13 protein-coding genes are annotated in these 25,405 nt (G+C 46.9%); 8 read left to right on the forward strand and 5 right to left on the reverse strand.

Translation table 11 applies throughout. The annotated features are described in order from the left end of the window. Positions 1-286 precede the first annotated feature (286 nt). The 7 genes from N477_RS21975 (at position 287) to N477_RS22005 (ending at position 17,484) form a co-directional block, all read left to right on the forward strand. Positions 287-3,454 (forward strand): amino acid adenylation domain-containing protein, encoded by a 3,168-nt coding sequence (locus N477_RS21975; RefSeq protein ID WP_081216421.1) that lies wholly within the window; start codon positions 287-289, stop codon positions 3,452-3,454. A 67-nt stretch (positions 3,455-3,521) separates the two neighbouring features. After that, on the forward strand, positions 3,522-9,101 hold the full coding sequence (locus tag N477_RS21980) for a non-ribosomal peptide synthetase (protein WP_063361594.1): 5,580 nt from the start codon (positions 3,522-3,524) through the stop codon (positions 9,099-9,101). Next, entirely contained in the window at positions 9,098-12,913 is a 3,816-nt protein-coding gene (locus tag N477_RS21985; protein ID WP_063361593.1) for a non-ribosomal peptide synthetase, read from the forward strand. Before N477_RS21980 ends, N477_RS21985 begins: the two co-directional genes overlap by 4 nt. Before the next feature lie 181 nt (positions 12,914-13,094). Next, positions 13,095-14,627 carry a PepSY-associated TM helix domain-containing protein gene (locus tag N477_RS21990; RefSeq protein WP_063361592.1) on the forward strand — a complete coding sequence of 511 codons (1,533 nt, stop codon included), beginning with the start codon at positions 13,095-13,097 and terminating at the stop codon, positions 14,625-14,627. After that, positions 14,611-14,919, forward strand: coding sequence for a hypothetical protein (locus N477_RS21995; protein ID WP_063361591.1), 309 nt, complete (start codon positions 14,611-14,613; stop codon positions 14,917-14,919). The genes N477_RS21990 and N477_RS21995 overlap by 17 nt, the downstream gene beginning before the upstream one ends. Next, on the forward strand, positions 14,919-15,191 hold the full coding sequence (locus N477_RS22000) for a hypothetical protein (protein ID WP_063361590.1): 273 nt from the start codon (positions 14,919-14,921) through the stop codon (positions 15,189-15,191). The genes N477_RS21995 and N477_RS22000 overlap by 1 nt, the downstream gene beginning before the upstream one ends. A 202-nt stretch (positions 15,192-15,393) precedes the next feature. Beyond that, positions 15,394-17,484, forward strand: a complete 2,091-nt coding sequence (locus N477_RS22005; protein WP_063361589.1) for a TonB-dependent siderophore receptor — start codon at positions 15,394-15,396, stop codon at positions 17,482-17,484. A gap of 173 nt (positions 17,485-17,657) precedes the next feature. Here N477_RS22005 and dhbA read toward each other — a convergent pair whose 3' ends face one another. Genes dhbA through N477_RS22030 form a run of 5 tightly spaced genes read right to left on the reverse strand, consistent with a single transcriptional unit; the run spans position 17,658 to position 23,455 of the window. Then, complete coding sequence (dhbA, locus tag N477_RS22010) at positions 17,658-18,422, reverse strand: 2,3-dihydro-2,3-dihydroxybenzoate dehydrogenase (RefSeq protein ID WP_063361588.1); 765 nt, start codon at positions 18,420-18,422, stop codon at positions 17,658-17,660. Beyond that, complete coding sequence (locus N477_RS22015; protein ID WP_063361587.1) at positions 18,423-19,745, reverse strand: condensation domain-containing protein; 1,323 nt, start codon at positions 19,743-19,745, stop codon at positions 18,423-18,425. It abuts the gene before it with no gap. Continuing rightward, positions 19,745-20,611 (reverse strand): isochorismatase family protein, encoded by an 867-nt coding sequence (locus N477_RS22020; RefSeq protein ID WP_063361586.1) that lies wholly within the window; start codon positions 20,609-20,611, stop codon positions 19,745-19,747. Before N477_RS22020 ends, N477_RS22015 begins: the two co-directional genes overlap by 1 nt. An 11-nt stretch (positions 20,612-20,622) precedes the next feature. Further along, complete coding sequence (locus N477_RS22025; RefSeq protein WP_063361585.1) at positions 20,623-22,221, reverse strand: (2,3-dihydroxybenzoyl)adenylate synthase; 1,599 nt, start codon at positions 22,219-22,221, stop codon at positions 20,623-20,625. 4 nt (positions 22,222-22,225) lie between these two features. Next, complete coding sequence (locus tag N477_RS22030; RefSeq protein WP_231098087.1) at positions 22,226-23,455, reverse strand: isochorismate synthase; 1,230 nt, start codon at positions 23,453-23,455, stop codon at positions 22,226-22,228. Between the two features lie 304 nt (positions 23,456-23,759). On the opposite strand from N477_RS22030, the gene N477_RS22035 reads away from it, so the two are divergent. Continuing rightward, entirely contained in the window at positions 23,760-25,385 is a 1,626-nt protein-coding gene (locus N477_RS22035; protein WP_063361584.1) for a cyclic peptide export ABC transporter, read from the forward strand. Positions 25,386-25,405: the final 20 nt, after the last annotated feature.

The following is a 25,405-nucleotide window of genomic DNA, read 5'->3' on the forward strand; positions in this document are numbered from 1 at the left end:
GATTTTTTAACGTTACCCCAAAGCCAAGGTCGCCATGTGATCTTGGCTTTTTCATTTGCTGGCCAGTGTCTAGGCAAGTAAAGCCAGATTCTTGTGTGTTTTCCTTAAAAAAAATCCGACCTTGCTCGTCATTAAGAGACATCCCTAGCGTGTGGGCAAACAATGCCCAATGCAAGGTGCTGTGAAACGCACAGCTTATGCCAATGTGATTGGCTGAAAACACCTAGGGTAAGCACATTATTGGTTAATTCATAATGGGCTGTTTGGATGCAACCCTGTGTGCCAAATGGCTCCAACTTTACTGCAAGAGACATTTGGCATGATGCAAAAGTATATTGATGCATATCCGCAGGGCCTTGGCCTGAGTGTTCAACAAAAACAACACCTATCAACACATGAAAACAGTACACCTGCAGTGCACAGTGTATTGGTGCCGATCGCGTCAGATTTAAGCGTGTCAGTGATAAACCAGCGAGCGACAGACATTGCTCAGCAGCAGCTGATTTTGCAGTTTGCATTTGTGCAAATCGAGGGGCAAGACGAGATCCAACAGATGCCTGCCGAACTTGCTCAATCCGTTTGTGAAGCACTAGACAGTACTGCGGACTTAACGGCGGTGGAACGCGCCAAGCTTATTCCCGTGACTATAAATGCAGCGCAAGGACACAATATTCAATTAGGTCACTTTGAGGCTCAGCAACAAACCTATTTATTGGTCCATGCCAATGCGCTGGTCTTAGATATTGCCAGTGTTTATGAATATATTGATGGATTAGTGCATGGCACAGAGTGTGATGATGAGGTGATCCAATACCCAGACTTTTTAGCCTGGGTGGCAGAGACAAATTCTGCGCCAGAAGCGGCTCAAGGGGCGGCTTACTGGCAGCAAGTGGGCAGCAAATTACAGCAGCTTGATAAGCACTTTCACTTACCTTATCGCAAAGCGCCTGAGGTCAGTGATAGGCAAGCTCAGCAAAGTCAGGCGTGCACTTTGGACTCATCGTTATTGCAGCGCATTGATAACTTGGCCGAGAAACTTGAATTGGACGCTGATGTCATATTGCAGGCGACGTGGTGGTTATTGCTCGCTAGGATCAGTCAAAATAAGGGCTTTATCGCCGGTTGTGGCTACGATGCCAGACAGATCAGCGAAGAGCTTGAGGGTGCACTGGGTGTGTATCAATTGCATTTACCGCTGGCCATTGAAGTAAACCCCACACACACGCTCAGTGCGTGGTTGACTCAGTTTGACTTCCAAAGTGAGCAGCATGTTGAATGGGCTGAGTCCTTTGCTGGCCTTGCCGAATATGGCATAAACACTACGCCGAGCTGTTTGATGCAGGTATGGCATGGTGAGGCGCAGGGTCAGCTGCTGCGTTTAGATGATGGCAGTGAGCTGCATTTAATGTGTGTGTTGCAAGAAGATGAGGCGGTACTCACACTGCGTCATGATAGTCGAGCTTACAGCGCGGATGCTGTGCAGGCACTGCTTGCGCAATATCAACACTTGTTGATGCAATTGGATAACCAGCTTCACACGTCAATCGGTGCATTGTCCATTGCGACGGAGCAAGAGAAACAGCGCCATTTGGGACTTAATCGTCCTGCGACTGATGTGCCTTTGCTGTTTGATAAAATGACGCAGTTCGCGCAGCAAAATGATGTATTGGCACTGACCGATGGGCAGCAAAGCCTTGATTACGCAGCATTAGATAACCGTTTGCTGCGCATTGCCCAGGTCCTGAAAAATAATGGCGTAGTCAGTAATGACATCGTCACTGTGGCTTTGCCACGCAGTTTTGAGCAAGTTTTGGTGATTTTAGGAATTCAACGTTTGGGCGCGGCTTATTGCCCTGTTGATCCGGTGTGGCCCGAAGCACGCCAAGCACAGATCATCTCTGCGGCGAGCGCCTCGTGCCATATTAGCCAGCAAGGCAGTGACCATGCTTTGGGTTTAGCGGCATTACTCAGTGAGGCTGAACAACTGACTACCGTGGACAGCATTGCTTTACCTAATGCTCAGCAAGCAGCTTATGTGTTGTTTACTTCAGGCTCGACGGGCACCCCCAAAGGTGTGGTGATTGAGCATGGCCAATTGGCCCATTATTGCTTTGGTTCCAGTGAGGCACTTAACTTGGGGGCTGAGCGTTATGGCTTGACCTCAACCGTGGCGGCGGACATTGGTAATACCTGTTTGTTTAACGCTTTTTATAATGGGGGCAGCCTTATCGTCGCGCCTGAGCAAGCGGTGAGAGAAGGGCAGGCCTTTGCGCAATTTGTCACAGCGCATCAGGTTGAGGTGGTGAAAATTGTGCCTTCACATCTGCAAGCGTTATTGGAAGCTGAGCCCAAAGCACTGCCGCAAAAATTAATTTTGGGTGGAGAGGCGAGTGCGCCGACTTTACTACAAAAAATTCATCAACTGAGTCCAAGCACAGAAGTCTTTAATCACTATGGTCCTACTGAGGCGACCGTCGGGGTGTTGTCTCACCAATATCATGACTTAACCAGTTTTGCTGGCACTGTTGCCAAGTTGAGCAAGGTGTTTGCAGGTACCTCGATTTACATTCTGAACGAGCAAGGCGCGCTTTGTGCCATGGGTGAGCAAGGTGAGTTACATATTGCGGGCACACAGTTGGCCCGTGGTTATCTTGGTAAAGGGGAACACGAAGGCTTTATTACTGACAGTCCGTGGGCACCACGCCTTTATCCTACAGGTGATGTCGCCAGATATATGCCCGATGGCAGCATCAGCTTATCTGGCCGTAAAGATGATCAGGTGCAAATTCGCGGTTTCCGTGTTGAGCCCAATGATGTTGCCGCTGCTGTCAGTCGCTGTCTTACTTCGGTAGGCTGTTATGTCACCGCCCATAAAGTGGCTGGTCAAACCGCGTTAGTGGCTTATCTGACAGGATTCAGTTATCAAGGTGAGGCAGCTTTGGGCTTATTGACTGGTGATGTGAACCAATACCTTCAAACCAGTTTGCGTGAACAGCTACCTGAAGCCATGGTGCCACAGTTTTTTGTGGCACTTGAACAGTTGCCGCTGTTGGCGAATGGTAAGGTTGATCGCAGCCAGCTGCCAGACGTTGCAAAATTACAAACCCACCACTACGTTGCGCCCAACTCGCAATTAGAAACATGGTTAGCGGATGCGCTGGCAAATATTCTTGAGATTGACAAAGTTAGTTGTGATGCAAGCTTCTTTGACCTTGGTGGTCATTCACTGGCGGCCATTAAGCTGGTGACGCGCATCAAGCAGCAGCTGCTGATGGATGTTGAGCCAACCTTGGTGTTTGATAATGCCACCATAGTGAAATTTGCAGCGGCGTTAAGCGCACAGCATAGCAACCCGCAAAAATTAGAAAAAATCGCCATGACGCAATTAAAGCTGGCAACGTTATCGCCCGAGCAGCGCAAAGCGCTGCAGCAAAAACTCGGCTTGGGCAGCTAGTACACGTAATCCATTCAACTTTGTATATGGGAGTCGATGACTCCCTTTTCCTTTTTTCGAGATACACATGAACAACGACGATATTCTTGATGTGCTTGCAGATGAACTGGACCTTGAATTACTTGGTGAGCTGCTTGCTGAGCAACCAGAGGCTGACAACCAGATCCCAAAACACCCAGACACGTTTGGCAACCTGTCTTTTCAACAGCAAAGGCTGTGGTTACAACAGCAATTAACCCCAGAGTCGATTTCGTACAATGTTCCCCGTGCCTTTTACATTGAGACGGCATTGGACATCGACAAACTACAAGCAGCGCTGAACGCTTTGGTAAATACCCATCAAGCGCTGGCAACGCGCTTTAGCAATGACAATACACCAAGGCAGTATTTGGTTGAAGAGGCACAGGTGCCCTTGTCGATATTGACGTTAGATACATCGTTGCAGGCATGCGCAGCGGTTGATGTGTTGGGCTCGAATATCGTCACTGATTGGTTTGCTCAGCCGTTTGACTTGGGTTGTGCGCCATTAATGCGCGCCGCTTGGATAGCGTACGGCAAAGGCGGGATTTTACTGTTAGATAACCATCATATTGCCAGTGATGGATGGTCCTTGAATTTAATTTTACGAGATTTAGTGCGGGCCTATTTTGGTGAGCCTCTCTCACCAACTGGGTTGCGATATTTAGATTACGCCCAGTGGCAACGCGATGCCCTTGCGTCCGAAATGGGACAGCAAGCGTGTTCATATTGGCAAGACTATGTGAATTTTGAGCCGCAACACCTTGCACTACCCAAAGCGGAGCAAGCGGGCGATGAGCGCTATGCCGTGGTGACAAAAGCGCCGTTATCTGCCGAGCAAACCCATGCACTGAGACAGCTTTCTCAGCAACATAACCTGACGGTTTCATCGTTAACTATGGCGCTGTATCAGATAGTGTTGTCGCGCTTTAGCGACGCACAGCAATTTTTATTGGGTGTGCCGACGGCTGCCAGAAATCATCCGGATATTAGCGAAATTGTTGGCTTTTTTGTCAATACGCAGCTGTATAAAAATGAGGCATTGCCCGAGCGTACCTTGGTGGAGGTTGCCCGAGCGGTACAACAGCATACCCTGACTGTGATTGAGCATCAGCTTATTCCATATGAATGGCTGGCTAGGGAGCTTGGCTGGCAGCAAATGGGTGAACAAAGCCATTTCCAAGCCATGTACAACTTTTCAGAGTACAAACCCAGCAGTGATGGACCGATGCCACTGCCACTGACGCCCATTGTGGTCGACAAGTTTGAGGCCAAGTTCCCGCTCTCGTTAGAAGTGATTGAGCAAGCAGATAGCTTATTGATCCAATTTGAAGGCGATCCAAAATACTATGACATGCCTGTGTTGGAGCGCTTGTTGGCATCCTTTATTGCATTTGCCTCCAAGCTGACCAGCTTGCCAGATGTGGTGCTTGGGAATATGGTCGCAGACGCGATGCCAGTAAAAGCTGAACCCGTTGCGCCAGCCGCGGATTATTTGTCTTTATTGGCGCAGAATTTTGCCACACATCAGAACCACATTGGCGTATCTGATCTGCAAGGCACTTCACTGACATATGCCCAGCTTGATACACGCAGTGCGCAATTGGCTAATTATCTATTAGCTGAGGGCTTGCACAGCGAGCAAAAAGTCGCGGTGATGTACGAACGTGATGTGGATATGCTGGTAGCCATGCTGGCTGTATTACGTGCTGGTGGCGCTTATGTGCCTGTAGACCCTAAGTTACCGCAATCACGCATTGACTATATCCTCTCGCACAGTGGTACGCAGCTGGTGCTGCACAACCTCTCAGAATCAGTGGCAACAGAGGTTGAACAGTACAATACAGCGACGTTATCTTTGCAAGGTTATGCTGATACGGCCCCGGCTATCACTATTCACCCTGCGCAATTGGCGTATGTGATTTATACCTCGGGCTCGACCGGTAAGCCAAAAGGGGTGGCCATTAGCCATCAAAACCTCAGTAACTTTTTAGCGGCTATGCAGGAAAAATTTGCTTTGCAGCGTGAAGATACGGTGTTGGCACTGACGTCCTTGTCGTTTGATATTTCAGGCCTAGAGTTACATTTGCCGCTTTATGTGGGAGCGAAGGTATGCATTGCTCAGCAGCAAAATCAGCTCAGTACCGCCATCTTGGCGGATGTCTCAGTGATACAGGCAACACCAGCGGGATGGCGTGCCTTACTGGCGCAAAACTTAATTGAAAAACCAGTACTGGGCCTGTGTGGGGGGGAGGCACTCCCCGCTGAGTTGGCAGTCGAGCTACTCGATAAGCAAGTGACTCTTTGGAACATGTATGGACCGACAGAAACCACCATTTGGTCTTCTTGCCAGCAGGTTGTGACACCCCAAATTCACCTTGGTGAAACCGTGCGCGCGAATCAATTTTATGTTCTGGACAACGCTTTAAACCCCGTGCCAGATGGCGTTGCTGGTGAGTTATATATTGCGGGTGATGGCCTCGCTCGTGGCTATTTAAATCGCCCTGAACTCAGTGCCGAGCGTTTTATTGCTAACCCGTTTTGCCAAGCGGGCAGCCGTTTGTATCGCACCGGAGACTTGGTGAAATACAACCACGCAGGCCAGTTAGAATACTTGGGGCGCACCGATCATCAGGTGAAAATCCGTGGTTTTAGAATTGAGCTAGGCGAAATTGAAGCGCACTTTTATCAACAGCCAGCTGTGACTGAAGCCGTGGTAATCGCGGAAGAGTTACCAACCGGCACGCGTTTGGTGGCCTATGTGGCAGGGCATGGACTTGAAAGCAGTACACTACAAGCACAATTAGCAGCGCAATTGCCACATTACATGGTGCCAAGTGTGATCATGGTATTGGATAAATTGCCCCTGAATAACTCAGGTAAAATTGACAGACATGCTTTGCCAAAAGCACATGATGGCCAAAGTGAAGGCTATGTTGAGCCTGCGAATGAGCAAGAGCAGCAATTGGCCGAAATTTGGCAAACCGTTCTCAAGACCTCACCGATTGGCCGTGAAGATGATTTCTTTACCTTGGGTGGCGACTCCATTAGCGCCCTGCAATTGGCCAGTCGCATCAATGAGACACTAGAGTGCAACTGCACAGTAAAAGATGTGTTTGATGCACCCAATGTCGCGGCTTTAGCCTCGTTATTAAATAAAGTAGATAAGGCTCAGCGACCTCAGCTGGTCAAAGTTGCAGCTCAGCCGAGTTATGAATTGGCACCGGCGCAGCTGAGCTTGTGGTTATCGGATCAACTGGTAAAAGCGCAAGACAAGCACGCGTTTAATATTTCAGGTGCGGTCACACTCCGTGGCGCGCTGGATGTTGACCTGCTACAGCAAGCGTTTGACTTAGTGATTGCGCGCCATGCCTCGTTGCGCATGCGCTTTGTTGAGCACTTGGGTGAAGCCAGTATGCAAGTCAGTGAGCAGCTTGATTTTAATCTGGATGTGAAGGTACTGACGGATTTAAATGAAGGCGAGCGCACAGCGCAAAGCCAGCAACTACAGCGCGACTTTGAAAATCAGCCATTTGATTTGACAAACGCGCCGTTGCTGCGCGCCATGCTTATTCAGCTTGAAGAAAACGAGTACCAATTGTCGGTCAGCACACATCATATAATTTCCGATGGCTGGTCGATGAGCGTATTGATTGGCGACTTGGCTACGGCATATCAGGCACTTGCTAGTCAGCAGCCACCAAGTTGGTCGCCATTACAGTTTGACTATGTGGATTATGCCAGCTGGCAGCAAACGCTACTCAGTGGGGAGTCCGGGGACGCGCTGAGAGCTTATTGGCGCGACCATTTAGCCGCGGCACCGGCAAACAGTGCATTGCCAAATCACTACCCGCGCCCTGCGCAGTTGAGTAATGAAGGGGGGTTAGTGGTTGGTGCATTTGACGTAGATCAAACCAAGCGCTTAAAAGCCTTTGCCAGTGAGCAGCAAATATCACTCAATGCCTTGCTTTTATCTGGTTATTTCTTGTTCTTACATGCCATCAACGATAAGCCAGATGTGGTGGTTGGCAGTGACTTTGCAGGGCGTGATAACCCAGCGCTGGAAGCCTTGATTGGCTTTTTTGTGCGGGTATTACCACAGCGAAGTCAGCTTAATGAAGATTCTTTAATTATTGATTTTATTAAACAAACGCAAGACTTGTCACTGCAAGTGATGGCCCATCAAGCGCTGGGCTTGGAGTCATTGACTGAATTAGTGGACGCCCCAAGGGTGAACAATATTCAACCATTAGTACAGCAGTTGTTTGTTATGCAAAACACTCCACAGCAGCAGTGGATGATGGATGACATTCGTCTTGAACCTGCGGATAGCCTCAGTGCGATTAGCAGTAAATTTGACAGTGCGCTTTTCGTCATTGAGGCGGATGAGTTGCAATGTCAGTGGGTGTTTAGAAAACAACTTTACAACCCTGAGAGTATGCAGCAATGGTTGGGGCGTTGGCAGCAATGCGTATTGCAACTCATGGAGATGAGCGAACAGCCTGTTCGTAATGTAATTTCGCCAATGATTCAGGAATTTAAAACTATGCAAAAAGCCGCCCGCGGAAATTCATTTTCAGGATTAAAGAAAGGTCTAAAAAAGCGTGCTAAGGCACCAGCTGCGCCAATAAAAACGTATTTTTTACCAGACACTGAACAATTTCCTATTCTCGTCGAGCCGACGTCCCCTGATCTTGACCCAATTAACTGGGCAAGCAATAACCGAGATGTGATTGACGGTTATTTAAAACAGTACGGCGGGATTATTTTCAGAAACTTTGCGCTGCAATCTCCGCAAGAGTTTGAGTCATTTGCCGATGCGATCCAGCCGGGGTTATACGGCCAGTATGGCGACTTGCCGAAAAAAGAAGGCGGCAAAAAAACCTATAAGTCGACGCCTTACCCTGAACGCCAAATGATCTTGTATCACAATGAGAGTTCTCACTTAGATAAGTGGCCGCGCAAGCAATGGTTTTTCTGTGAGTTGCCATCTGTGGTTGGCGGTGCGACGCCGATTGTAGATTGTCGCCGCATGCTCAAAGAATTACCGCAAGAGCTGGTAGAAAAAATTAAAGCCAAAGAGCTGCTTTATGTACGTAATTTTATTCCGAATCTGGATGTTGCTTGGCAGGACTTTTACAAAACTGACGATAAAGCCGAGGTGGAAGCGCGTTTGACCGCCAGTAATACCGAGTTCCATTGGCTAGACAATGGTGGCTTGCAAACCCGTACTAAAACCCATGGCGTGATCAAGCACCATCTAACGGGTGAAGCGTCTTTCTTTAACCAAGTACAGCTGCATCACGAGTCTTGTTTAGAAGAGAGCGTGCGTAAAGACTTAATAGAAATGGTTGGCCACGAGTACTTACCTCGCAATGTATTTTTTGGTGATGGGACGCCGATTAGTTATGAAGAAATGGCCCTGATCGGTGAAGCGTATGAGCGCTGTGCGGTGCGATTTGCTTGGCAAAAAGGTGACGTGGTAATGCTTGATAACATGTTAGCAGCACATGCCCGTGACCCTTACGAAGAACCAAGAAAAATCGTTGTTGCGATGGGGGATATGGTGTCTCAACAACAATTGGCTGACGCCAACACAGCGCAAGCAGAGCAGGAGTGCCTAGCATGATCACAGAGTACATCGAAGAATATCAACAAGGTGTGGTACTGACAGCAAACCAGCAGCGCTTTGTCACTGAGGGCGAAAACACGTCAGCACTGGTACAGTTATTAGTGCCTTGCTCAACCAGTTTGCAAGAGATCCAGCGCTATGCTGATGAGCTGGTGCAATCGCATTTAAGTTTGGCTTCAAATTATCAGCAAGTTGAGGGCTTTAAAGGCCTACGCGCTGTGCCAAGTACTGATGCCAAAATACAAGTGGATAACATTGAGTGGGCACAGGTTGGTGTGCCTAGTTTGGCACAGTTGGCGGTGATTTCTCCCGTTGAGATCGCACCTCATACGGGCTGCAATCTTCATCTGACTCGCATCAATACGCCAGAGCAAAGTTATTTGGCGCTGCGCGGTTTTGCCGGTGCGTTGGACTTATCATCACTGGAACTCATCGCTGCTATCATAGCAGGTCAACCGGATGATGAAGAAGCGCTGCAGTTTCCTGATTTTGTTGCCTGGCAGCAAGAGATGTTGCATGACGAAGATGGCTTAGCAGGCCAAGTGTACTGGCAAAACTATTTAACAGGGGATATCCCTGCACCATTGCAGTTGCCATACAATATGGGCACGGTCAGTGAAGGTGAGCGCAGCTACACGCAAGTTCAAAATGAGATTGATACTGCGCTTTGGCAAGGTGTTGAACAGTTTGCACAGACAATGGAAACATCGCCGCAGAACATTGTGCAATATGCATGGTGGTGGTTGATGGCGCGTTTGGCAACGACGCCGCGTTTTTTGACCGCACTGCATTATGATCCCCGCCTTGAAGACGAAGCATTTGAAGGCGCATTGGGCCGATATGCGAAAAGCTTGCCGCTTATCGTTGAATATCAGCCAGAGCAGAGCCTGCACAGCTGGTTAGGTGCGCTAAACGAGCAGTGTGAAAATCATCGTCAGGTGGCGCAGAGTATTTCTTTGGCGCAGCTCAATACCGCACTTAATACGACAGATGCCGTACTGCTGCCGCTGCACAGCGCGCAGCCTGATTGGCAGGTGAGTCAGCATCACGCACTGAACTTAGCGGTATCTCAGCAGGGCACGCTGACATTAAATTACTGCCAAAATAGTTTTTCTGCAGCTGCTGTGAGTAGTTTGCTAGCGCAACTGGCTCAGGTATTGCACGTTATTCACTCTGCCGAGGTGCATACCCAATCTTCTGAGATCAGCATATTAAGTGATGGTCATAAATCACAGCTTTTGGCCATCAATGGTGTGCAATTGGCAACGCCTGCTGAAACAGTGATCGCACGTGTCGCGGGCTTTGCCAGCACAGATGCTGACTCTGTAGCACTTATTGATGCAGACAGCACACTCACTTACGGCCAGTTATGGCAACAAGTTGAGCGCACAGCGAAAGGGTTAAAGGCCAGACAGCCTGACTCAATACAGCCGATATTACTCTTGTTGCCAAGAAGCACTGATTTAATTGTGGCGATGCTTGCCAGTATGCGGGCAGGATTTGGCTTTGTGCCATTAGACCCAAGCTGGCCGCAGGCACGTATCGACAAGGTCGTTGCCCAGTTCGATAATGCCACCCTGATAGCGGAGTCAACGCAAACAGGCGTGACAGTGCAGGCATTGCAAGCAGACAGTGATGTTGTGTTGCCAACACTTGCGTCACTTGAAACCCGCCTTGCGTACAGTATTTTTACGTCTGGCTCGACGGGCACGCCAAAGGGCGTGCGTATCGGCCAGCAACAGCTGAGTGCCTATTGCGCGGCATCCTCTGAAGCACTGGGTTTGTCAGAGCAAAATAACTTTGCACTGACAGCAACCGTGGCAGCAGATTTGGGGTATACCTGTTTATTTAATGCGTTATATCTTGGCAAGCGGTTGTGTATTGCCAGTGAAAAGCAAAGTATGGACAGCTCAGAGTTTGGGGCGTTTTTATCTGAGTATCAGATTGATTGTATTAAAATCGTACCTTCTCACTTACAGGCGCTGTGCGACTTAAAAGCACTGCCTTATTTCCCGCAAAAAATTGTACTAGGTGGCGAAGCCTGTCCAAACACCTTCTTGCGTTCACTGCAGCAGTGGGCACCGCATAGCGAAATTTACAATCACTATGGACCAAGTGAAGCCACCATAGGGGTGATGTGTCATCGCTATGTGGCAGGCGACGGTGGTGTGGCGAAGCTCAGCCAAGTGTTTGCAGGCACGCATACGTATGTGCTTAACCAAGCTGGGCAGCTGTGTAGTTATGGTGAAGTGGGCGAGCTATTTATCGCTGGTGCGCAGTTGAGCGACGGGTATTTGGGTCAGCCAGAGCATCCCGCTTTTACCGAGCACAGTGAATTGGCCCAACGCCTTTATGCTACAGGCGATCTCGCCCGTTACATGCCGGATAACTCAGTGATGATCTTGGGGCGTAAAGACGACCAAGTGAAAGTACGTGGCTTTAGGATTGAGCTAGGTGAAGTGGCTGCCTGTATTGAGCAGCTAGAGGGTATTGAGCACGCGCTTGTGGTGGCAGACAAAGTGGATGGACAAGTGCGCTTAAATGCCTATTTGATTGCTAATCAGTATGAAGGTGGGGCATTGGATAGCGACGCGACGCAAGCACTTAAAAGTGCCTTGTCACACAGTTTACCTGAGGCGATGATCCCTTCTGCCTTTATGGTGGTGGCACAGTGGCCGAGATTGGGTAATGGTAAGATTGATCGCAAGGCGCTGCCTTCATTTGCGAGCCAGACACTGGCTTATGAAGCGCCGCAAGGGGAGTTAGAAGAAAAACTCGCTGCGGTGTTTGCAGAAGTATTGGAGCTAGATAAAGTCAGCCGTAGCGCGTCATTTTTCCAATTAGGTGGCCACTCCATTGCGGCCATCAAGTTGGTTAAGCGCTGGGCCGATAGAGAGGCGTCAGATCTGCATTTTGATTTAGGTGTATTGTTCCAAGCACCGAGCGTTGCTAAATTGGCCGATGTGCTTAGCACAGAGGCAACTGAGCAGATCACACCATTGAATAGCCATAAAGCAGGTAATCGTCAGGTTATTTGTTTCCATGATGGCTTAGGGTTATCCCTGAGTTATCGTGCATTGGCAGAGCATTTGAATGATCAGGTCAACCTATTTTCCCTTGAACCTAATAGTGCCGATCTTGCTGTGGATGATTTTGATGCGTTGGCGCAAAGTTACGCGGACAAACTCATCGCGCAATTTGCTGGGCAGCATATTGAGTTGTTGGGTTGGTCTATGGGCGGCTTATTGGCAGCAAAGGTGGCCACCTTGTTGGAAGCAGCAGGGCAGCGTGTCACACAATTGTACTTGGCAGATTCTTGGATCCCAACCGCACAAACACGCAATGTCTCTCAGTTAGATGCAGTCAGCGAATTTTTAACGCTGGTAGTGGATAATGGCGGCGAGGCGTGGGCGCAACGCATAGATGGTTACTTTGCGCCTCTACTTGTTGATAACGAGCTGGACAGCGGCACGTTAAGCGCACATTTGCAGGCATTTTGGCAATCTGCTGCTGACGCGTTACCACTGCCTTACAATGCGATCACCGCACAGCAATTGGCGGATACTTTTACCAAGAGTGAGCGCTTGAAAGCACTGCGTGCGGTAAAATGCACCTTACCAAGCCTGCCTGAAACATTGTCAACGCATGTCTTGTGGTCAAAAGAGCGTTTGGCCAGTGACATTGATGTGTACAGTGCAAAATTGACGAGCAATGGCGCATCAATGGTGATTGAACAGCTAGATGTTGGACACCAAGAAGTGGTGCGTCATCCGCAGTTATTGAATGCGGTTGCGACTCAAATGAGCTAACGCTAGCCACTTACAAATAGGCTGATTTATAGGGGCGTTTGGGTAACAAACGCCCCTTTTCTTGTTTTTTGTCTTATTTTTCTAAATTTTTAGCAAGGCTTCTCGTCCTGCCAAATGGTGTGGTTTTGGCTGTTAAAAACTGACTTTAAATGGACAGCCTGAAATAAACAGGAAGGAGTTTATGGATAAAAAAACGCTAACCCGGTTAACCAAACAGCATTCCGTTTTAGGGGCAATCAGCGCCTGTATTCTCACTATTGTTTTTGTCTGTGGTAGCTTACTTTTTTTCCGAGGGCAATTGCTAAACTGGCAGTTTGCATGGCATCAAGATCAACATGTTGAGCGTGATATGTCATGGCAAAGTGCAGTCACTGACCTGATGGCAAAAATCCCTAATTTTGCGCAGCAGCGCATTACCTTGACAACCGACCCTCAGCACCATCACTTATTTCAAATTTACGTCGGTCATGACGACCGCCTGCTTTATAACAATCAAACGCAACAGCTTTTTGGCCAAGACAGCGCACAACAGCAAGCTGCGGCAGATTTTTTGTATTTTTGGCATATTAATTTTATGACGCATATCGGCACAGACATCATAGCGTTAGCCTGTATTTTCTTGATTATGGTCACCATCAGCGGCATTTGGATCCGCTGGCGTGATTTGGTGAAAAAATTCCATCAATATCGTGCTAAAGGTAAATCTCGTGATGTGTTTAAAGACAGTCATGTGTTGTTGGGCTTGGGTGTGTTGCTGTTTATGTTGATGTATGGCTGGAGCAGCGCTTATTTTAATGTTGGCTATGAGATAAATGCGCCGATATACCATAAATATGCTGATAAAAGCGGCGAAAGTTATTGGGATGAATTGGGCTTTCCTCGTAAACCGGACAACTATGATATGGACGCTAAGCTTAGCGCAGCGCGCCTTAATCAAGTGATCACTGATTATCAACAGGCATATCCTGATATGCGGATTGCGCGCTTTGATATCTATCCTGGACCTTGGATACGTTTGCGCGTAAGTGGCGAGTCTGATCGCAGTTTTGAGTTTGTCACCGCCTTTTATGATGTGCACGGTAACTTGCTGTATGAGCCACAGCGAACGCCTGTGAATGATGTATACAACATCATGATCCAGCTACATGAAGGGCATTTACTCGGTAAGTCTTCCCACTTATTGTATTTCATCCTGTCTTTGATGGCGATTGCCGCCATGTTAATTGGAAATTTGTATTGGTTGGCGATTAGAGAGCCTAAGCGTGCTCGACAAGTCTTATTTCGATTACAGCGCGCATGCTTAGAGGCGGGCACCTGCGGCGCATTATTTGCAATTGCATTGCTGTTGGTTTGCACTCGATTATTTAGCCAAGGCGAGCCATTAACTGCGCTGACAAATCAGTTGATTGTGATTGTCAGCTTACTCGGCTGTGGTTTATTGACAGTCTACTTTAAGCAGGCAAAAGAGTCTGCCCATATGGTACTGCAGATAGCGGGTGTGTTGTTTTTGATTCTGCCTTGTATCGATGTGATACGCCTGCTGTTAGGGCATGAGATTTATAGCTTTGTTAGTAAAGGTTTACTCACCGCAAATATCGCTTTTATTGCTTTGTCTGGCTTGAGCTTTGGCTTAGCAACGATTGTAGTGCGAGTCACAGATAAAGTGAAAAAACGCACAATAGACTTGGAGCCTGCTAATGATCGCCTTGCTTAGTTTCTTGTTAATTGGGTTTGTGTTATTTGCCTGTTCCAAGTATTGGCCTTATCGCAAACTTGCCGGCGTAGTAAAGGTTTCTGAGTATATGACGTCATCTCGCATGTTGGCAGTGAGCGTGTTAGTTCTGAGTGTTTTTTATTACTTTCAACTCGGTTTTATCGCGGCATTATTTTTGGTGTTGTTTGCGCTGAGTATTGGTTTACCTGTGGTTGTGATGATGGGCCATCACCGTGGAACAACGCCCATACTGATATTACTCATCTTAGCGGCTTTTGGTGGAGTACTGTGATGCGGGTATTAAACGTTGCGGTTCTATTGGGGTTATGGGTTGGCTGGCTGCTGGTACGAGGCAGTATTTGGCTAAGCTTAGATCTATTTGGCTGGGATTTTCATACCGTGATCACAGTGACAGAATTGCTGAGCATTATTGTGATTGCAGGTGTCGCTTTTCACTTTTCGATGCAAGCCAATTACAGGGCTATCTGTTTGCTTGCGGCCAAGTATTTAACGCCCATGGCTGGGCTATTTGTTTTGTTATTTGGCATAAACCTAATTCACTAAATTCTGATAAATATCAGCAGTATAAATATAATCATAAATATTTTTAAATTGTAAATAATTGATATTTATGCACTTATTGTTTAAACCTTATTTTTGTCAGAATAAATGACATAAACGCGCTAAATTTTTTTTGTATGGCTTCGTCTGCCCATGAGTAAATCAGCATTTTTATCTCGACTAGGATAAGGGAGTCAAACGGCGTATGAAGCAATATTCTATGATTGCAAAAGCGGTGTGCATTGGACTACTAGCAAGTAGTTCTTCAGTAGTATTAGCAGACGATGCTAAATTAGATATGGAACGAATTGAGGTGGTTGGCAAACACCACCGCGATGTAGGGGCAACTGGACTGCCACTTGCAATCGGCGATACGCCGCAGTCAATCTCTGTGATTGACCGTGAGTTCATGGACTTCCATGATATTAACTCAATCGGTGATGCCCTCACTCACAGTGCTGGTGTGTATTCTGAAACGTCACTAGACAGTCGTGAGCGTTTTGTTTTCGCACGTGGTTTTGAAATGAACCGTTTCTTAATTGATGGTATGGGTACCGCAGCACGTGCTAACCAAGCAACGATGTTAGACACGAGTGTCTTTGAGACGGTGGAAGTTATCCGCGGCTCAACAGGTATGCTACAAGAAATTGGTCAGCCTTCTGGTACTGTGAACCTAGTGCAAAAGCGTGCATACAATGGCACCGGTGGGTATGTCACGGCAGAGTATGGCTCGTGGAACAAGATGCGCGCCGAAGCAGATTTCAATACCACATTGACTGATAGCGGTTCAGTACGTGCGCGTGCGGTTGTTGCATTAGAAGATATGGATTCATTTGTTGATCGCTACAATGCCGACCGTAAGACATTATATACAACGCTAAGTGCTGATATCACAGATGCATTACAGGTGTCTGTTTTTGCGAGTTATCAAGATGACGGCCAGACTGCTAAGTCCGATGGTTTGCCACTACAATTTGCCAATGGTGACCCGATTGAAATAGGTATCGAAGCCAATATTTATCCTGATTGGGGTACTCAAGACTCGACGCAAGATAGTTTGATGGGTGAGCTGCGCTATCAGATCAATAGTGACTGGTCTGTTGTGGCTAAGCTATATCAATCATCAACTGATGAAAATAAAGTTTATACTGGCTTAGATTGGCATCCGGCACCAAACGGTGACTATGCCGTATTTACTGATGTCAAAGATGCTGATTATGAATCAGACCGAGCAGAGCTTGGCGTCAATGGCCAGTTTGATTTATTTGGCCAAACGCACACATTGAATGTAACTGTGGCGGATACAAACTTTGAAGAGTTGAACTATCAATATCGTCCGCTGTCACGAGTTACTGGTAATTTAGCGGCTGAGCATAGAAATGAATCGCCAGAGCCTAAGCCTGCAAAGCCGGATTATAACTATGATAACCCAATTCTACGTACTGCTGATATCGGTTCGCAAAGCGCGCGTGCGGCGTTGAATTTACAGGTATTAGATAATGTTAACGTGTTGTTGGGTGCGAATCGTAAAGAGGTTACATCATATAGTAATATCGTAGGCACTATCACCGATAAAGAGTTTTCAGATACCAGCCTTTACTATGGTGGTGTATACAAGGTAAATGAACAAGTAACCGTTTATGCGAGTTATACAGACATTTTTGACCAACCTTTACATTATGACAAAGCTGGTAAGTTATTAGATCCAGTCAGAGGCGAAAACCAAGAAGTTGGCTTTAGATTTTCTAACAGTGAAAACACCCTAAGTGTAGATGTTGCTTATTTCAACATTACTCAAGAAAACTTCGCGGTTGTAGCGGGTAAAGATGAAAATCAAAACGTTTACTATTCTGGTCAAAGCGGTGTCGAGTCAGAAGGTTACGAAGTTGAAGTATCAGGTTACTTCACTGAACAATGGTTTGCGTCACTGTCATTCTCTGATACGGATGTGACCAATCCAAATGAAAATGAAGGTCGTGTTTCGCGCGTTGTACCAGAGAAAATGGCAAGCTTCAGCACCTTTTATGAATTTGATTCGCTAAGAGTTGGTGGCTATGTCAATTATGCCGGTGAGCGCGAAGGCTTTACAGGTTTTGGCCCAATTTACGATTATGTACCAGTGGATTCACATGTCTTAGCAGGCTTCTCAGCATATTATGAGTTCAATGAATCATTGAGTGCAAAATTCAATATTCATAACCTATTTGACAAAGAATACGATGCGAAAATTGCCTTTATTTCGGTTCGCCCAGGCGACCCTCGCAACTTCTCTGCGCAAGTAACTTATACATTCTAATACGCGATACGAAGTGCCTACGGGTACTTTGCAGTGTATATTCGCAGCACAAAGCCTCACTCATGTGGGGCTTTTTTGTAGGTAATCGTTTGATGACTGTAAGTTAGAGGGAAGTGAATAAAAAATGGAGAAAAAAGCCACCCGCTAAGGATAGGTGGCTTTGGTGTGTGTGGTCAAAAAGTGGCGCCACCATCAATGGTGAGTATTTGCATTGTGGTGTGCGAAGATAATTTGGAGGCGATGAACACCGCGCTATTGGCAATTTCTTCAGGGGTCGCAATTTTTTGCAATGGAATACCGAGTTTATATTGCTCAGCAAAGCCCTCTATCACGCGTTGTGCGCCCTGATCATCTTGCCACATGCCTGTTTGCATGGGAGTTAATGTTGAGCCTGGTGCGATGACATTACAGCGTATGCCGTAGTTTGCCAGCTCAATGCCTGCGGTAAGCGTCAGTTGCGTGGCGGCTGCTTTTGATGCGCAGTAAGCCCCCATGTGTTGTCTGGGCGTGTTCGCAGCGTTGGAGCCAATGGTCACAATGCTGCCTTGATGCGTGTGTTTAAAATGCAGAGCGCACTGCTGAATAAACACAAACAGGCTGGTTGCATTGACGTTCTGGCAGTGTTGCCACTGGGTGAGGCTGAGCTCATCAAGTCCGCCCATTTCAAGCACACCAGCAACATACACAAGATTATAGGGGGCTAACCCATACTGGATGAGTTCATCCAAGGTTTGAGTGAGCTGTTCAGGCTTAGACAGGTCACAGTGAACTTGCTTATACAGCATGCTGGTATCGCTAAATTGGCGGTCAAATCCAATGACTTTGGCACCTAGTGCGGCAAACTGCTTGGCGACAGCCAGACCGATACCTTGTCCAACGCCCGTCACCCAAACAATCTGCTGGTCGTACTCTGAAGTGAGTGCATGTTGAAAATCCATCTATGAGACCTCTAAGTTACCCTGACTAAGCTGCTTGCATAGGGATTTGAGTGGCAGTTTTGGTTGAGTCGCCCACAAGTGTGCAGCATTAAATATGCGGGTTTGGATGCTTTTGACTGCGTCGCTGTCGTAACGCGCAACATTGCTGTCAAAATCTACCGTTGCCGGTGTATCGCCCAGTAAATGGATCTGCAACATAATATCGTCCGTGGTCCCTGCACTTAATATGTGGCTGCACGTTTCTATGCCAGCATATTTAGGGGCGCTGGCAAATGGCAATAAATTAATCGTGGGGCCAATAATATTTAAAGATTTGCCCTGTTTTTGTCGATCCCGCTTGAGCGATTCAACACGGTAGCTTTGCACTTTCTTTAACGCTCTAATTTGCTGGTTGATGTGCTGTGCCACAGTCGTTAAATTATCTCCATCATTGAGCGCCAATGGCAGAGGCAAGACGTTGCTTTGCACACATGGGCTGCTCAGCTCGCTAATGGCTTGGCGGTTCATCATCACTAATCCCAGCGTAACGTGACTTTGCTGATGCTGCTCAACTAAGGTCGCCGCGATGGCTGCAAGCAGTATTTCACTGCTGGTTGTGTTGGTCACCTGTGCCGCAGATTGGATTGTATGCCAGACAGATTGTGAGAACGAGCTTGTCAGGCGATGATTCGGCTCAGAGACATCTGTTTTTTCTGTGCTATAAGAGTAGACATTGTCTGCGTTGTCCAGCCATTGATTGAGGGTCTCTCGCGCCTGCTGTTGCTGCGTTTTATACGCTTCACTTTGCTGTAATTCGAGCAGTGTTTGTTGCCCTGTGAAGCGCAGATTTGGCAATGGTTTGCCTTTACTCAGTGCATTGTAGCAACGGTTTAGTGACTGTGAGAATAAACCAAAGCCATAGCCATCTAACAGCAGATGATGTGCCACGATCAGCAAATAATCTTGCTGTGGACCGCGCAGCAAAAATAACTTCATTAATGCTTCTTGGCTAAGGTCAAACGGCTCAGCCAGATGCGGCTTGGCAAACTGCTGAGCAAAAGAGAGCACATCTTCTGGGTCTTGTGCAATATCTTGGCAGAGAATCGTGGGTATTGTGTTGTCATGGTGAAGCTGAGGCGTATAACTGGCATCGCTGACAAAGCGACAAGCAAGCATATCGCTTGCTTGCCAAACATGTTGCAATGCGTGTTGTAGCCAACTTGCCGAGATCTTACCTTTAAACTCTAAGCACTCGGCAACATTAAAAAGCTCACCCCGACCACTGATGGTATGCAGCAACCACATGGCGTGCTGCGAGTCAGTAAGTGGAAGAGGATACGTCATTAGTCTTCCTTACGCTCTTCAAGTAATTCAACCCAAGCGGCTAGAGTTGGGATCTGTGCCAGCTCAATAAAGTTGGTCTCAATACCTTGCTGTTGCCACAACGAGATGAGATTCATCACCTGCACGGAATCTAAGCCGTAGTCGATCAGGCTTTCATGTTCGTCAAACTCATCTTCTTCGCAGTCAATCAGCGTTAAAATATGGGCTTTCAATCCCTCTAGCGAAGTCAGATCTTGAGTCTGAGTGCCTAAGATTTCTGACATGGATACCACTTTACCGCAGCGCTTGGCGACAAAGTTCAGCGCCATCATGTGCTCTTCTTTAGTGAAGTCTGCGATGGCATCGGCCACCAAGAATGGTTCAATATCGCGCATAAAGGCATCTACAGCGGTCGTCATAACGCCAATGTGGCCGTAGATCCCGACAATGAGTAACTGATCGCGTTGCTTGTCACGTAATTGCTGTTCAAAATCACATTTTTGAAATGCGCTGTAACGCCACTTGGTGAGCACCACATCTTTGTCGGTTGGTGCTAAGGCATCAACGATAGGCTGCTGTGCTGGGTCCTGTAAACCCGCGCCCCACATGTCAGATAATAAACCGCGTTCATGTTTGCCTTGCTTGATTGGCTGAGCGGTATAGTACACAGGAATATCATGCTCATAGCAGTGTGCTTTAAGTGCTTGAATATTCTGGATCATGGTGTCGATCAGTGGATTGTCATCGCCATAAAAGCCAACAAAATAATGTTGTACATCATGGATCAATAAAGCTGCGCGATTGGGATCTATGTCCCAATCCACTCGATTTTCAGGTAATTCTGCATCGCGTGGTAACGGGTAGTGATTTAACTTTGGAATGCTCATGGTTTTCTCTGTTATTCGAATGTGGCGCGCAAGGCTTTTTTATCGACTTTGCCTACGGCGGTTAACGGTAGTTGGGTTACGAACTTAAATTTATCGGGTACTTTGTAATCGGCAATGCCGAGCTGGCGCAGATATTTGCGCAGAATAAGCGTCGTCAATTTGATGTCTTGATCAGCTACCACAAAAGCGCAGCTCTTTTCACCTAGCGTGTCATCTGGCATGGATACAATGGCTACTTGCTGAATATTTTGATGGCCAAGTAAGTGATTTTCGACTTCTTCCGCTGCGATTTTTTCGCCGCCTCGGTTGATTTGATCTTTATCTCTCCCTTCGACAATTAAATGACCTGAGGGCAGCTGTTTGACAATATCGCCTGAGCTGTAGAAGCCATCATTGTCAAAGGCTGAGGCATTATGCGTAGGCGACTTGTAATACCCTCTAAATGTGTAAGGGCCCCGTGTCATGAGACGCCCAGATTCACCTGAAGGGACATTGTTGCCATGCTCGTCGACAATTTTTATTTCATCATGCTCACTGATCGGACGCCCTTGTGTGGTTAAGATCAGTTCGGGGTCGTCATCATAGCGGGTATAATTTACGAGCCCTTCTGCCATACCAAATACTTGCTGCAGCTGACAGCCTAAAATGGGGGTGACTTGTTCAGCAACACTGCGACTGAGTTTGGCGCCGCCAACTTGGATCACTTTTAAACTACTCAGATCATGTTGGCTGGCTGATGCATGCTGTAACCATAATTGCAGGGCAGGTGGTACGAGCGCAGTGTGCGTGATGGCATAGTGCTCAATCCGGCTAAAGCAAATAGCTGGGCTTGGATCGCTGGCTAAGATCACCGTGCCGCCAGCAATAAACACACCTAACGCCCCCGGAGAGCTTAATGGAAAGTTATGTGGTGCAGGTAGAGCACACAAATAGCGTGTCTCTGCATCTAGCTTGCAGATCTCTTTACTGGCAACCACAGAATACAAATAGTCATTATGGGTGCGCGGGATCAGTTTGGGTGTGCCTGTGCTGCCACCAGATAGCTGGAAAAATGCAACGTCTTCAGGGTTGAGATCAGGGGCTTCGAAAGCATGCTTATGCAAATAACCCTGCTTAAGTTCACTATTGCCTTTGCTGTGATCTGTGATGATCTTATTTAAACAAGCAAAGCGATTAAATAATTCATGCGTGAACTGCTCATCACCAAATAAAGCATGTGCAGAGGAGACGATCATGGCTTTGGGCTGCAAGATCTCACAGTAACTTTGTAACTCTGTGCGCTGATGATTGAACAGAGCGCATACCGGGGCAACCCCCAGTTTGATCAAAGCAAAGTAAGTGATGTAGAACTCTATGCAGTTAGGCAATTGCACGACAGCAGTATCACCTTTTTGCAAACCCTGTTGAGCGAGGTAGCCTGCAAGATTATCACTGTAAGCATTTAACTCGCTGTAACTAAGCTGGCGCTGGCCATCCGCCACGGCAATGCCCTGGCTATTATTTTCAAGCTGATCAGATAAAATACTGGTCAGCGGTTTATCTTGCCAATAACCTTTGGCTCGGTACTGTTGAGCCAGCTCAGCTGGCCACGGAGTATATTCAATACGCATAATATTACTTGTTAAACTGAGTATAAGCTTGCTGAACAGACAATGCGTTCAGCATGGTTTTGAGTTTCGCTTCTGTCTCTAGCCATTCAGAGCTAGGATCAGAGGCGGCGACAATGCCTGCACCTGCGAATAATTTGGCAACATGTGCTTTGAGCTCTCCACATCGGATCACCACCACCCACTCACCATTACCGTGCTGATCGCACCAGCCTATGATCCCAGAGAAGAGGTCTCGACCATGACCTTCAAGATCCAGAATATGCTGATAAGCAGGCTTAGTGGGTTTGCCACACAGCGCGGGAGTAGGGTGCAATTGATTGGCAAGATTTAAAATATGGGTGTTGGGATCTTTTAAATGGCCAGAGATCACCGTCGATAAATGCCACATGGTGGCGGTGTGCAGCAATGAGGGCTCTGCTGGGATCGATAAGTTGTCGCACACAGGCTCCAATAATTGACGCATGTCATCAATCACGACGGCGTGCTCGTACCTGTCTTTCTTAGAATTAAATAACGCTGAGCGTCGCTGTGCTTCGACTTTGCTGCACGGATCTCTTGGGATAGATCCTGCTAATGGGTTACTGGTTACCGTTTCATCTTGTTTTCTGAGTAGTAGTTCAGGGCTGACGCCCATCAGCACAGAGTCATGTTCCGTTGGAAATGCAAAGTGATAACCTGACTGGCTTTGTGTCAGTAATTGATTTAACACATGTTTGCCATTGATAGGGTGTTCGAAGCCGAGCTCAACCTGTTTGCTGAGTACGATTTTTTCTAACAGACCTTTGTCAAACAGGTGCTTTGCTTCTGATACGGTTTGCTCAAAGTGTGCCCTGTCTTGCAGATATCGGATCTCGGTAAGCTTATTTTCTTGATGATTACTATCAGCAGTTTGGGTATTTAACCACTGACTGAATACGCTTTTATCCCATTTGGCAACTTGCTTGGGAATGATGAACTGTGCTGTTTGATATTTGCAAAAAGGTAGCACGCCAAAGGCAATCACGTTCTCGCTGTCGTCTTGGTGTGCTTGTAATTGTGCTTTTAGCTCATTGACTAAATAGTCTGTGTTGGCGATGGGGAGATTAAAACGATGTTTAATGCCATGGCCAAGCAAACAGCTTTCACCGGAAACAAATAGACAATCTTGATCTAGGTGGAACTCACCCAAAGACTGAGCCTGCGCTAAGTTAGATATTTCGCCTGCATGCATAATTAAACCTTTTTGCGTTGTCATTAAACTGCTGCCGATAAAGCGGTCAGCCGTGAATGTGTGTTAAAGACGTGTCAATCACAAAAAGATTTAGTGCTCTGATGCATTGGCATCTGTGCCTGTCATTTGGGCAAGGTATATTGAAAATAAATTTTCTATAAAAAGTGATTTATTATCATTGGGATAAGTTTGATGGGGTGGCAATATCAGCGCGCTGTTTTTTGCAGGTGATAGGCGGAAATATAAATCTACTCTTTGCTGTGAATTTTTACGCTGGCTTCTCGTCCTGTATCTAGTCCTAATCTTGAATTAACAAAAGAGAAGTAACGTGCTTGCTAATCTAATTCGCGCCACCTGGTGGCGATTTATGGCAACAGCCATTACCAGTACTTTGTTTGGCTTAGCCAGTGTTGCCTTAGTTGCGCTGATCAATGAAATCATCAATAGCTCGCCTGATGCGCGCACTGAGCAGTTTACCTACTTTGCTATTTTGGCTGTGGTTGGCGTCGTCTTGCAGCTTTGTTCCAAAATATTCGCAGAGCAACTGACTGAGCAAAGTCAGGCGACTGTGCGTAGTCAAGTGGCTGAGCATGTGGTGAATGCCGAATTTAACGATGTTGAGGCGCAAGGTGCTGGTAAGATTAAATCTTGCCTAACCGAGCATAGCTTACGTGTATCAGAGTTTTTCCAGCGCCTACCAGGTATTTTGACCAACGCCATGATAGTACTTGGCAGCTTTGCGTATATGGCTTGGTTAGATTGGCGGGTGTTTATTTTTGCAGTACTTACTTTGGTAGTGGGCTCAATTGGTTACAGTTTGGCTAACGCGACTGCATTTAAAAAAGTCACCGAAGCTGCAAAAATTCAAGACGCTTTATACGATCAATTTGACTCTATTTACGATGGTGCAAAGGAACTCAAACTGCATAAATCTAAGCGTCGTATTTTTGTTGAGCAGGTGATTGGTGACACCATTTCTTTGTTGCGTAAACGTCGAGTGCAGGGAGCGACCATTTATCATTATGCGGCCTCTTGGGGGGGCTTTAGTATTTTTGCATTTATTGGTGGCACCTTGTATTTCCTAGCGGGTCAAAGCACGGATGAAACCAAGGTGATGTCGGGATTTGCACTGTTGTTTTTATACATGCTTACGCCGCTTGAAGTGATGTTAGCAGCAATCCCAAAAGCGGCCGCAGCTAAGGCCTCTGCCAATACGATCACTGAAATGAGGGCGCAGTTACGTTTAATCGCTCAGCAATCGTCATCGCCGCTCACTGAATTTAAACAGATTGAACTAAAAGCGCTGAGTCACGGCTATTATCATGAGCAGAGTGACGAAGTGTTCGCACTGACACCCATAAACTTAACGTTAAATCGCGGTGAGATCATTTACCTTGTTGGTGGTAATGGCAGTGGTAAGACGACGTTTGCTAAGCTTCTTTGTGGGTTATACCCGGCAAAAGAGGGTGACTTGTATGTGGATGGCAATCATGTCAATGCTGCGCAGTTAGATGGTTATCGCCAATTATTTAGTGCTGTATTTAGCGACTTCCACCTCTTTGATAGACTATTGGACTGTCAGGATAAGGTGCTGCAAGAGAAAGGCAATAAGTTGATTGAAAAGCTGAATTTACATCACAAAGTGGCGATTAAAGACGGTGCATTTACCACCCAAAAGTTATCTCAAGGACAGCGTAAACGTCTTGCTCTGGTGGTGACTTATCTGGAAGACAGACCATTTTATATCTTTGATGAATGGGCCGCTGATCAAGACCCCGTGTTTAAGGATGTTTTTTATAAAGAGTTACTGCCTGAACTGAGTGCAAAAGGGAAGACCGTTTTTGTGATCACCCATGACGATAAATATTTCCACTTGGCAGATAGGCTACTGCGAATGGAAAATGGGTGTTTGACAGAAGCGAAAAGTGGTCTGGCAAATCAATTGGCGATGTAAAAAGGCTTATAGAGTAAATA

Source organism: Pseudoalteromonas luteoviolacea H33-S (assembly GCF_001625695.1).
Taxonomy (GTDB): Bacteria; Pseudomonadota; Gammaproteobacteria; order Enterobacterales; family Alteromonadaceae; genus Pseudoalteromonas; species Pseudoalteromonas luteoviolacea_B.